Genomic DNA, 11075 nt, shown 5'->3' with positions numbered 1-11075 from the left:
GGAAGCCTATTCCTGAAACAGCCGGAGCTGGAGTTCAGGCTTGACCCGCATCACCACCAGGGTGACATCATCTTCGGCAGTGCGATCGCTACCGAGGAACTTTTTCAGCAGATCAAATAAGTAATCCAGAATCTCTTGGGCAGAATGGCGGTTGCGGCAAGCCCACTGGAGGGCATTGATCAGGTTGTCCTCATCAAAGCGTTCTCCCTTGGCATTGGCGGCATCAGTAAAGCCATCGGTGTAGTAAATGACCGTATCCCCTGGCTGAAGCTGGACCCGCTCCTCGTAGTAGTGGGTTTCCATATCCAGCCCTAGCAACATCCCCACCGTATCCAGACGGGTGACAGTATTGGTGGCGGCCTGCCACAGAAAGGGGGGGTTGTGGGCGGCATTGCTGTAGGCCAACTGCCGGGATTGAGGGTCGTACTCGCCGTAAAACAGCGTGACAAACCGACTGGAGTTTTCCAAGTCGGTGTGCATTACGTGGTTGAGGTGCTGCAATATCTGGGCGGGGGCATGGCCGTGAAGCACCTCCGCCCGCAGCATTCCCCGCACCATGGTCATGATCAGCCCAGCGGGCACCCCCTTGCCCATCACGTCGCCAATGGCAAAACTCCAGGGGGCTAGGGCGGATTGTTGGGTCTTGGGTTGGCGCAACTGGCCGTAGGTGGTGGGGATGAAGTCGTAGTAGTCTCCCCCGACCTTATTCGCGGTGTGGCAACGCGCCGCCAGATCAATACCCTCAATGGCAGGAAACTGGCGCGGTAGGAGTTGGAGTTGAATTTCCGCCCCAATTTCCAATTCCCGTCCCAGGCGTTCCTTTTGGCGCAGGGCCACCGTTAGCTCTTCGTTTTCAATGGCGACGGAGGTTTGGTCTGCCACCAATCGCACCAGTTTTTGGCGGGTCTCGCTCCAGCTATAGTCGGCATCGCGGCTAAAGACGTAGAGCCGCCCCCGTTCTCCATTTCGCACGATGATGGGGGTGCCAAAGATCTGGAAGTCTGCCCCCAAATACCGATGCACATAGCGGTCGAGGGAAGTCATGGCACTGCGGGCCACGGTCACGGTGCTGTCGGCGGACGCAGAGGCAAAGGAAGCGGTCACTTGGCGGGTGGCAGCTTCTAGAGCCATTTTGACATCTTGGCAATGCTGGTTGCTCTGGCAGTGCATTCGCTCTAGCCGCACCTGACCATCGGGGCGAAACAATACGAGGGCTCCGCCAGTGGCATCGGTGACCCGGCTGGCAATCATGGGAATCAGTTCCAGGAACTGATTGAGATTATTTAGACTCCGGAGGGCAAAGCCTAGGGAACTCAGGAGGTCTTGAATTTTATATTGTTCGCGCTGAAGACGCGCCACCAGTTCCCGTAGGGCAAAGGCAGGGGTAGCCTCTGGTCGTGGGTCTTGACCAGTTGCATCAGAGGGACCAGATGGCATGGGCACAGTGGTCATGGAGGAGTCAGCAGCACAGGATAGGTCGTCAAGCACAGGCCACGATAGGCGATCTTAGGGGGCGGGGGGTCTCTCTAAGGATGGAATTAAATTAAAGATGGCGTTACTACGGTGAAATCTGGATGACGGTAGGCGGTCTCACCCTAGGGGCCAACTTTGGAGAATAAGCATAGCATTCTCGGAGAAAAGCGATCGCGGCGATCGCAAATCCTGAAAAATCCAGGGTTTACAGGACTTTGGCGGCAGAAATTTCTGCTTAGAAGCAGAGATATCCAATTCGGATTCGGTATTATTCTTTGCTCCGGCGTTATCTTAACGAACCATGGTGCCTTTGGTTGCATCCAGATGCCCCATGGTCAAGACAAATGTCCCTGCGGCCTCAAGGGTCTGGGTTTGGGCTGGATACTGCACTGGGGGGCGCGCCAACACTAGCAACCGCAGCCCCAGGCGGGCGGCTAGGTCTCGTTTTTGCGCCTCCCCCCCCGCTGTGCCGGAGGCTTTGGTCACCACCTGGGTAATTTGCCACTGCTGCCATAGGGCTGTTTCTAATTCAGGACTTACCGGAGGCCGCAGGGCCACCAATCGCTGAGGTAAAAAGCCGGCTGCCAGTGCTGCCTCTAATGCCTGGGGTTGGGGCAGAACCCGCGCAAAAAGGGTGGTTTGGTTGTGCCAGGGGGCAAAGGCGGCAAGCTGACGGGTGCCGACTGTTAATAGGGTGCGATCGCAGGGTGTCAAATACTGGGGCTGGAATAGATCGGCCCAGCGGTGGAGCAGAACTAAGCCCTCGCGATCGCAGCGATCGCGCCAAGGTTCCCCCATCGTCGTTGCCGGACGTTCGTAGCGCAAATAGGGTAGGTGGTGCTGCTGAGCCAAATCAATGGCCCGTTGGGAAATTTCCGTGGCAAAGGGATGGGAGGCATCCAGAATGGCCCCAATACTGTGGTCCTGGATAAAGGTGGTCGCCACCGCTGGAGTAACCTGCCCCACCCAGACCTGAATACCAGGATGGTCGGGATAAAGTGCGATCGCAGTTGGCGTCGTCACCGTCACCAAGAGCGGCGGGATGCCATCGGTCCCCCGCTGGAGCACCTCAGCGACAATCTGGCGACTCTCCTGGGTACCCCCAATCAGCCATAAACGAGACCAGGATTCAGGATTGCAGTAAGTATTGCAGCGAGTGTTGCAGTGAATGAAGTACCCCCTTCAATTTCCCCAGATCGGGAATACGTCCTGTCACATCTGCCCGCAAATTCCCAGTGCAATGGTACAACAGGGGCTACAGCACCCAAACTGTGCCATGCTGCGATTCTTCCGATCCGCTTCCGCGTCTACAAGTTCAGCGCCGAGTTCAGAGGCCAAAACCTCCCCCCGACCCTTTGCCCACCGCGTACCCACGGTGGGGCGACGGTGGCTTGCGTGGAGTTTAGAGGCAGCGATCCTAGCTGCCAGCATTGGCGTGCCCTTGGCCCTAGGGGGGTCTGTAAATCAGCGCAGTGCCGAGGAACCCCAGCCCCCCCTCAGCCCTGCCCTGCGGGTAGCGCAAACCCACACCGCCCGACTTTTGGGACTCCCCCAGCGATTGCTCCCCCAGTCCGCCCCCCCCCTGACCCAGGTGCTGTGGTCAGGGGCCGTAGGACTGCCCCTGATCTTGATTGGAGCCCACCTATACGGCATCAGCCGCCGGGGTAGCAGCGGCCCCAAGCGCTGGCTGGGACTCCAGATCGTGGCCCTAGATGGACAGGTGCCGGGGTGGCGGCGAATCCTCCTGCGGGAGGGTCTGGGTCGCTGGGGAGGGCCACTATTGGTGGCCTACGGTCTTTGGCGTGTGAGTGGCGGGTTTCCCAGTCTACTGATTTTCTCCGGGCTAGGGGCTTTGATACTGGTGGGCGAGAGTCTGACCGGGTTGGGAAATCGGCCCCGACGCTCCTGGCATGACTGGCTAGCAGGCACCTGCATTGTGGATTGTGAAACCGGAGCGATGGTGCGCCTTGCTGCCCGTTGGAGAGAGACAAAGGATTTGGGGGATTTGGGGTCTCCCGATCTGTCTGGAGCCTTGATCTGGACTGAGCACACGGGGGGGTTGACCTCCAGGGTCATGAGTCCTCGGCGAGAGAACTGGCAAGAGCGGCCCCGCCTACCCCTAGCTTGGATCTTGATCGGGGGCTGTCTAGTCGGCATCAGCGGTTATTCCCTGTGGCAAAACCACAGCGCTAGGTCTGCACACCAAACCCTATTTACCGATCTGGTCACCACGCTGACGAGTCCAGAGAGCAACGGGGAATCCCGACGGGCGGCGGTGTTGGCCTTAGGTACTGTGGCAGATCATCGAGTCACGCCCTTATTGGTGGATCTAATTGCCCAGGCGGAGGATCCGTTATGGCTCGACACGCTGCAACAAGCGGTGGTGCATCGAGGTCCAGCAGCTTTGCCTGCCCTCAAGCGCCTAAATCAAAGTCTCAGCCGCGATCTGACGGTGCAGTCCGATCCGGCGTTGCGGCGATCCTTGGCGATCCGGCTGCGGGCGGTAAACCGCATTCTGGCGCAGTTGATTGCCTTAGCGGGGGATCGCGCCCCTGAATTTGACCTCAGTGGGTTGAATCTGGGGTACCTCGTCGCCGATCAGGGCAACTTTGCCCTGACATTACCCCAACAAGCGCTGGCAGGAATGCGCTGGCGGGGCACAGTGATGAATCGGGCACAACTTCAGGGGGCCAAATTCTTTGCCCCCGGCCCCGACCACCACACCGATACCTATGACGACTGGATTGCGGATCTGAGTGGCGCAGACCTGACGGATGCCGACCTGAGTGGCGCAGATCTGACCCTGGTGCAGTTATCGGGGGCCAGTTTGCTCCGGGCCAAGCTGCCCCAGGCCCAGTTAACTCTGGCAAATCTAAAGGGGGTCAACCTGGAGCGGGCAAATCTGATTCAAGCCCATCTGGAGCGGGCTACCCTGACCCAGGCTCGCCTGATTGCGGCTGACTTGACGACGGCCCAACTGCCCCAGGCCAAGCTGCGGGAAGCCCGGATGCGTCAGGTCATTGCCGATGGGGCTAATTTTTCTGAGGCCGATCTCCAGGCTATTGAGGCTCAGGATGCAAGGCTTATCGCCGCTAATTTGAGTCACGCCAATTTGCAGGGAGCCGATCTGACAGGGGCTAGTTTGGTGGGGGCCAATCTTCAGGGGGCGAACTTACAGGCTGCGAGTCTTCAGGGGGCAGATTTGCGGGAAGTGCAACTGCGGGGAGCCAATCTAGCGGGGACCAATTTGGCGGGAGCCATTCTGTCTCACGAGAGCCCGATTGTGACCGATGGTTTTGTCACCCCTGTGCCGGACCTAAAGCAGGGCGATCGCTTTGCGGGGGTGGATTTCAATGTGGCCCGCAACATTGATGCGGCCCAGCTTGCCCATATTTGTGCCCAGGGAGGAATTCACAACGCCTGCGAGTCCCCTAGCCCTCTGGGAGGAGTGCCATAGTGGAAAGAGGCGTTTCGTCTTACCTGAACTGTCGCCATGATGGAATTGTGGGCTATCCCGGCGGGTATTGAGCTGGGCAAAGTGGTCTTAACCCAGGTGCTGGGCTTCACCACGGCGGCGCTAGAAAGCTATGTCGAGGATTTCTTCAAGGGCTGTCTCACCAGCGGCGTGGCCCGACTCAAGGCATCGACCCTGAAGCAGCCGATGGCGGAGGCGATCGGCTTTTTTCTCCAGCGGTTTATTCAAGAACTGAAGGACAACGAAGTTCCTGACACCAGCATCAATCACTTTTATCGGGATGCGGCAAAACAGTTTGTTAAAGATGTCAACGTCCGGCCTCTCCTGGGGCAGGCGTTTGTTGACGGCAACGCCACCGTAGACGCTGCCCGCCTCAAGCAGATTTGGGAAGAAACCTACCTCAATCCTCAGTGGGGGTTTCCCGTTGAGGATTTTCGGTGGCGGCGCATCACCCAGAAATACCAGGAGGCCGTTGTCGGCATCATTGAAGCGGATGCCGATCTGCGCGAGGTGCTGAATATTCAGCTCCAGAAGCGTCAAACCGAGAGTCTGAAGCAACTGGCTGGGCGAACGGTGGGCTTTGACCTCACCCGCTATCGCAACGCCATTCTGGAACAGTATGGGGCGCTGAAGCTGGAGAGCCTGGGCAGCAGCCAGTACGAGCGGGAGGGCACCAACTACCGCAGCCTATCCCTCTGGGATGTGTTTGTGGCCCAGGAGGCGCGGGAATGCCAAGAGTACCTGCCCCAAGCCTATGAAATTCCCAAGGAGCATTTGCGGCGCTACCAGCAGGCGGGAATGCTGGATGACCTAGCGGAAGCGGAAGTTGAACGCCGTCGGGACTTCTATCGCCAAGCGGTACCGGAGTCTGTTTTGGCGATTGTGGGGGCAACGGCAGACCTCGTCCCGGTGCAGCCCCGCCATCCCTACCTGGTGATCCTGGGGGATCCGGGGTCGGGGAAATCGACGCTGCTGCGGTATCTGGCGGTGCAGTGGGCGCGGCAGGGCACCGAGGCACAAATTCCTCTGTTGATTGAGCTGCGGGGCTACAGCCAGAGCCGGGAAAAGGGCGAATGCCAGGACTTTATTGACTTTGTTCACCGGGGCAGCAATTGGGTCAACCACCTGGATCAGCATCAGCTAGAGGACTGGCTGACCCAGGGCAAAGCGCTGGTGATGCTGGATGGGTTGGATGAAGTGGTGGATCGCCAGCAGCGGGGCACGGTGCTGACCCAGATCCACAACTTCACCCAGCGGTACCCCCAAGTGCCGGTGGTGGTCACCTCTCGCATCATTGGCTACCGGGCGGAAGCCCTGCGGGAGGCGGGATTCCACCACTTTATGCTGCAAGACCTGGAGGAGGCGCAGATCGCGGACTTTTTGCAGCGGTGGCACGACCTCACCTACCGCGACGAGGCCGAGCGGCAACGAAAACGGGAACGATTGAACGCCGCCATTACCCGCTCTAAAGCGATTCGAGAGCTGGCGGGAAACCCGCTGCTGTTGACCCTGATGGCAATTTTGAACCGGGGGGAGGAGCTACCCAGGGATCGTACCCGGCTCTATGAAAAAGCCTCGGAGGTGTTGCTGTACCAGTGGGATGTGGAGGAAAAGCTGCTGAAGGATGCCCGCCTGGAGAAATACCCCATTGAGCTAGACCACCGCGACAAGCAGCGGATGCTGCGACGGGTGGCAGCGCGGATGCAAACCAGCCCCAAGGGGCTAGCGGGAAACTTTATTCGCCACCAGGACTTGCTGGACTGCCTGACGGACTACCTGAAAACCATCAAGGAAGCCCCCAACGCCCCCAGCATTGCCACCCTGATCATTGACCAACTACGGGAGCGGAATTTTATCCTCTGCTACCTGGGGGATGATGCCTACGCCTTTGTCCACCGCACATTTTTGGAGTATTTCTGCGCCGCTGAAATCAAGGAGCGGTTTGATAAGCGGGGAGCCGAAGGAGGGTTGACCTTCGAGCAATTACGGGATCAGGTCTTTGCCCCCCACTGGCAGGATGCCACCTGGCATGAGGTGCTGCGGCTGGTGACGGGCATGGTAGACCCAGAGTTTGCAGAGGGCTTAATTCAGTGGGTGATGGCGCAGACAATCAACCGGGCCGAGCATTTGGATGAGGATTCCGATCTCCTGGAAAAGTCCGGGCTGCTGAATTTGCTCCTGGCGGCAGATTGTTTAGGGGAGGTGCGCGATCGTGCCACCCTTACCGCCCTGGATACTGACCTATTGCAGCAGTTACAAACTGAGGTCGAGCAGGAATATCCTTACAACTTCACCCTGGAGGCCGCAGAGGCCATGGTGGGGGCAATCGTGGCTCACTGGCCCGATCATCCCCCACTGCCCCCATGGCTAGAGCGATGCGTGGTTTTTTCGACTGCCTCTTATTCTTCTGTCCCAGTAGCAGCAGTGGGAGCGATCGCCACCCTCAAGGCTGGGCAACCCCAAACCCTCATCTGGCTCAAAACCTGCGCCCAAACCGATAAGAATTGGGCTGTCCGCGTTACGGCTGTGAGTGAGTTAGCGCAGGGCTGGAAAGACGACCCCGACACCTTGCCCATCCTCAAAACCCGCGCCCAAACCGATAAGGACTCGGATGTCCGCCGTGCGGCAGTGAGTGAGTTAGCGCAGGGCTGGAAAGACCACCCCGACACCTTGCCCTGGCTCAAAAGCCTTGCCCAAAATGATGAGAATTGGGCTGTCCGCAGTACGGCTGTGAGTGAGTTAGCGCAGGGCTGGAAAGACGACCCCGACACCTTACCTTGGCTCAAAAGCCTTGCCCAAAGCGATGAGAATGAATCTGTCCGCAGTGCAGCGGTGAGGGAGTTAGCACGGGGCTGGAAAGACGACTTCGACACCTTGCCTTGGCTCAAAAGTCGCGCCCAAACCGACAAGCATTGGAATGTCCGGCGTGCGGCTGTGAGGGAGTTAGCGCGGGGCTGGAAAGACGACCCCGACACCTTACCTTGGCTCAAAAGCTATGCCCAAAGCGATGAGCATTGGGCTGTCCGCAGTACGGCTATGAGTGAGTTAGCGCGAGGCTGGAAAGATGACCCCGACACCTTTCCCATGCTCAAAACCCGCGCCCAAAGCGACAAGCATTGGAATGCCCGCAGTACGGCTATGAGTGAGTTAGCGCGAGGCTGGAAAGACGACCCCGACACCTTACCTTGGCTCAAAAGCTATGCCCAAAGCGATGAGCATTGGGCTGTCCGCAGTACGGCTGTGAGTGAGTTAGCGCGAGGCTGGAAAGACGACCCTGATACCTTGCCCATCCTCAAAAACTGTGCCCAAACCGATGAGGACTTAAATGTACGCAGTACGGCAGTGAAGGAATTAGCACAGGGTTGGAAAGACGACCCCGACACCCTGCCTTGGCTCAAAAGCCGTGCCCAAAGAGATGAGAATGAATATGTTCGCCGTACGGCAGTGAAGGAGTTAGCGCAGGGCTGGGGTGCTGTCCCGGAGTTGTTTGAGTGTTTTCACAGCGTTACCCTGAACGATCCCTTTGAGCGTAAGGAAAGCTGGCAAGACAATCCTCGTCAGATTGCCCTCAAAGTACTGATCACCCACCATCGTCACCAACCCCAAACCCTTGATCTGCTGCGCGACAAAGCTACCCATGACCCCGACGAACAACTGCGGCAATGGGCACAGGATCAGTTAGAGCACTTAGAAATTCAAAATGCCCTATTGGCAGGCCGCAGCTCTACAGAATCAAAAAGCGAGGAGGATGCATAGATGGAGCAAGTTATCGAAGCAATTTATGAGAATGGTGTTTTTAGACCTTTGAAAACTCTGGAGTTTTCAGAAGGCCAAGCAGTTCAACTCATCATTCACACAAAAGCAGAAATTCCACCCGATAAGATGCTTCAGTTAGCGGCTGAAGTCTATGCAGGGCTTTCCGATGACGAAATTGATGAGATTGAGCAAATCGCACTTGATCGCAGGAATTTCTTTGAAGAAGAGACTGAATCATGACCGGAATACCTGTACTTCTAGATACGGATATTCTCTCTGCCATTCTCCGTAGAGATCCTGTCGTGATTCCCAAAGCTCAAACTTATTTGTCAACTCAAAGACAGTTCACCTTTTCCATCATTACTCGATACGAAATCCTGAGAGGGTTAAAGGCTAAGAACGCGACAAAACAATTGACGGCCTTTGAGCGCTTCTGTGACGCAAATATTGTTTTACCGCTGACAGATGAAATGATCATCAAAGCATCAGATATTTATGCATTCCTTAAACAACGTGGAAACTTAATTGGAGATGCCGATATCTTGATTGCATCCACTGCTTTGGTGAATGGTCTTCCAGTCGTGACAAATAATTTAAACCACTTTGAACGAATTTCAGAATTGTCCATCCAAAACTGGCTGCAAAATGAGTAAGGAGTTTGCGATCTTGCCATCAATGACTCCGACAAAAAATTGTGACAATGGATACAGAAGCAGCTAGAGAAATTAGAAATGCAAAATACCCTACGGGAAGGGCATAGCCCTACAGAATTCAAAGAGGAATCAAGTTTATGAAAGGCATTATTAAAGACAAAACAATCATTCTCATAGAGCCCTTGCCAGAAGGCTTTCAAGACGGGGACGAGATTGAAGTGGCGATCGTGCCCATTCGCAGAGAAGCTTATCCCTTTCCAGTCTTCGACCTCGGCATCAAAGATGACTATTTAGAGCGAGAGCATATTTATGACACAGACTCGTCTCTTTCTTGACACCAACGTGTTGGTGTATGCCCATGATGCTTCATCACAGCACCATGATACCTCTGCTGCATTATTGTCAGCGATATTTGCCAGAGAGTTTAGTGGCGTGATAGCTGAACAAAATTTATTCGAGCTTTACCGAATTCTGACCAACCCCATAGCCATGAAAAATAAGCCGCTAACCGCTGAAGAAGCTAAGGCATTGATCGAAACTGTCTATCTAGGTGGAGTGTTTCAGGTTGTATATTTAACACAACCAATTCTTCATCAAGCGTTTTCTTTGGCAGTCCAGAGAAATATCATCGTCGCGGGAGCTATCAATATTGGCAGCCGTCAAGTTGTTTGAATTAGGGAAACTGTCTTCAGGAAGAGCTGCTCAATTAGCTCAAGTGTCACGGGTTGAATTCCTCACATTACTAGGCCGATACCAGGTTTCCCCGTTTGCACTTACCCCTGAAGAACTTGAGCAAGATGTCCTTAACGCCTAACTGCTTTGAAGCTAGCAGGAGAAAATTAGTAATGATAAACGGAAATTAGCAGAGTTGGCTAGAGAGGCTTGCTCCGTCAAAGAAATTCAAAATACTTTACGGGAAGGGTACAGCCCTACAGAATTTAAAAGGGAGAACAATTCATGGGAGTGATGCCGAACTAGAAACGGTTATCCTGAGAAGTGAAGATAGCTTCGGCCAATGTGCCCACGATACCCGGCACCCCTCTGATGCTTAGGGGCAAAGTAAATTGGATCGCAGGATCGCAGTCTGGTCGTAACCAGACTGGCAACCGCTATACCGAGATTCTAGGACCATGCTGACCCAATCACCGCTTCGTCGCTGTGCTATGGCGCTCTGTTTTGGAGCGTCGGCAGTGTTGCTGTCGGGGCAGTGGAGCAATCTGCGATCGCAACCCTCACAAATCCTGTGGCAGCCCTCTTCGATACATCGCCTGGAATTCATCCTAGAGCGCTCCCCCGTAGCGGCCAGAGTGAGCCGGACCCGCGTAGTGATTCGCCTCGATCGCCGGGAACTGGAACTCTACGAAGGGGAGACCCGCATCCATACCTTCCCCGTCGCCATTGGTAAAGATGAGTGGGAAACCCCCATCGGTCACTTTACCGTGCTCGATCTACGGGAAGATCCGGTGTGGCAGCATCCTATCACCGGAGAAGCCGTCAGCCCCGGCCCAGACAATCCCCTAGGCTCCCGTTGGGTGGGCTTCGCCTTTGCCCCCAATAATTTTCGAGTCGGCATCCATGGCACCTATGCAGAGGAATTAGTCGGAGAGGCCGTGTCCCATGGCTGTGTGCGAATGCGCGATCGCGATATTCAGACCCTGTTTGCATACCTGAGCATCGGCACCCCCATCTCCGTGCGCCCGCAATAAAACCCCCAGCAG

Annotated in this window: 10 protein-coding genes; 8 read left to right on the top strand and 2 right to left on the bottom strand. The window is 55.9% G+C overall.

Annotated elements, in window-relative coordinates:
• Positions 1 to 6: 6 nt before the first annotated feature.
• Together LEP6406_RS0214405 and LEP6406_RS28195 are read right to left on the bottom strand one after the other, a co-directional pair.
• On the bottom strand, positions 7 to 1452 hold the full coding sequence (locus LEP6406_RS0214405) for a PP2C family protein-serine/threonine phosphatase (protein ID WP_008315080.1): 1446 nt from the start codon (positions 1450 to 1452) through the stop codon (positions 7 to 9).
• A gap of 312 nt (positions 1453 to 1764) precedes the next feature.
• Positions 1765 to 2580 (bottom strand): cobalt-precorrin-6A reductase, encoded by an 816-nt coding sequence (locus LEP6406_RS28195; RefSeq protein WP_225886694.1) that lies wholly within the window; start codon positions 2578 to 2580, stop codon positions 1765 to 1767.
• Between the two features lie 169 nt (positions 2581 to 2749).
• Here LEP6406_RS28195 and LEP6406_RS0214395 point away from each other — a divergent pair, with 169 nt between their 5' ends.
• The 8 genes from LEP6406_RS0214395 to LEP6406_RS0214365 all read left to right on the top strand — a co-directional run bounded on the left by LEP6406_RS0214395 (position 2750) and on the right by LEP6406_RS0214365 (position 11063).
• A complete protein-coding gene (locus LEP6406_RS0214395; RefSeq protein ID WP_027269136.1) occupies positions 2750 to 4930 on the top strand; it encodes a pentapeptide repeat-containing protein in 2181 nt (726 codons plus the stop codon).
• 36 nt (positions 4931 to 4966) lie between these two features.
• On the top strand, positions 4967 to 8704 hold the full coding sequence (locus LEP6406_RS28190; protein WP_051463696.1) for a HEAT repeat domain-containing protein: 3738 nt from the start codon (positions 4967 to 4969) through the stop codon (positions 8702 to 8704).
• Positions 8705 to 8944, top strand: coding sequence for an antitoxin family protein (locus LEP6406_RS0214385; RefSeq protein WP_008312489.1), 240 nt, complete (start codon positions 8705 to 8707; stop codon positions 8942 to 8944).
• Positions 8941 to 9357, top strand: coding sequence for a type II toxin-antitoxin system VapC family toxin (locus LEP6406_RS0214380; RefSeq protein ID WP_008312490.1), 417 nt, complete (start codon positions 8941 to 8943; stop codon positions 9355 to 9357). Before LEP6406_RS0214385 ends, LEP6406_RS0214380 begins: the two co-directional genes overlap by 4 nt.
• A gap of 137 nt (positions 9358 to 9494) precedes the next feature.
• Positions 9495 to 9692 (top strand): hypothetical protein, encoded by a 198-nt coding sequence (locus LEP6406_RS0214375; RefSeq protein WP_008312492.1) that lies wholly within the window; start codon positions 9495 to 9497, stop codon positions 9690 to 9692.
• Positions 9667 to 10029, top strand: a complete 363-nt coding sequence (locus LEP6406_RS28185; protein ID WP_008312495.1) for a type II toxin-antitoxin system VapC family toxin — start codon at positions 9667 to 9669, stop codon at positions 10027 to 10029. The genes LEP6406_RS0214375 and LEP6406_RS28185 overlap by 26 nt, the downstream gene beginning before the upstream one ends.
• On the top strand, positions 10007 to 10171 hold the full coding sequence (locus LEP6406_RS35660) for a UPF0175 family protein (protein WP_202807532.1): 165 nt from the start codon (positions 10007 to 10009) through the stop codon (positions 10169 to 10171). The genes LEP6406_RS28185 and LEP6406_RS35660 overlap by 23 nt, the downstream gene beginning before the upstream one ends.
• Before the next feature lie 316 nt (positions 10172 to 10487).
• Positions 10488 to 11063 (top strand): L,D-transpeptidase, encoded by a 576-nt coding sequence (locus tag LEP6406_RS0214365; protein ID WP_008312497.1) that lies wholly within the window; start codon positions 10488 to 10490, stop codon positions 11061 to 11063.
• The last annotated feature ends 12 nt before the right edge of the window (positions 11064 to 11075 follow it).

This window comes from Leptolyngbya sp. PCC 6406, from assembly GCF_000332095.2.
In the GTDB taxonomy this organism is placed as follows: domain Bacteria; phylum Cyanobacteriota; class Cyanobacteriia; order Phormidesmidales; family Phormidesmidaceae; genus PCC-6406.
This window is presented reverse-complemented; position numbering and strand designations above follow the sequence as displayed.

Excerpts from the sequence above, each read along its gene's own strand:
- LEP6406_RS0214405 (WP_008315080.1), bottom strand. The coding sequence starts at position 1,452 with ATGACCACTGTGCCCATGCCATCTGGTCCCTCTGATGCAACTGGTCAA.
- LEP6406_RS0214395 (WP_027269136.1), top strand. The coding sequence starts at position 2,750 with ATGCTGCGATTCTTCCGATCCGCTTCCGCGTCTACAAGTTCAGCGCCG.
- LEP6406_RS0214385 (WP_008312489.1), top strand. The coding sequence starts at position 8,705 with ATGGAGCAAGTTATCGAAGCAATTTATGAGAATGGTGTTTTTAGACCT.
- LEP6406_RS0214380 (WP_008312490.1), top strand. The coding sequence starts at position 8,941 with ATGACCGGAATACCTGTACTTCTAGATACGGATATTCTCTCTGCCATT.
- LEP6406_RS28190 (WP_051463696.1), top strand. The coding sequence starts at position 4,967 with ATGATGGAATTGTGGGCTATCCCGGCGGGTATTGAGCTGGGCAAAGTG.
- LEP6406_RS0214375 (WP_008312492.1), top strand. The coding sequence starts at position 9,495 with ATGAAAGGCATTATTAAAGACAAAACAATCATTCTCATAGAGCCCTTG.
- LEP6406_RS28185 (WP_008312495.1), top strand. The coding sequence starts at position 9,667 with ATGACACAGACTCGTCTCTTTCTTGACACCAACGTGTTGGTGTATGCC.
- LEP6406_RS0214365 (WP_008312497.1), top strand. The coding sequence starts at position 10,488 with ATGCTGACCCAATCACCGCTTCGTCGCTGTGCTATGGCGCTCTGTTTT.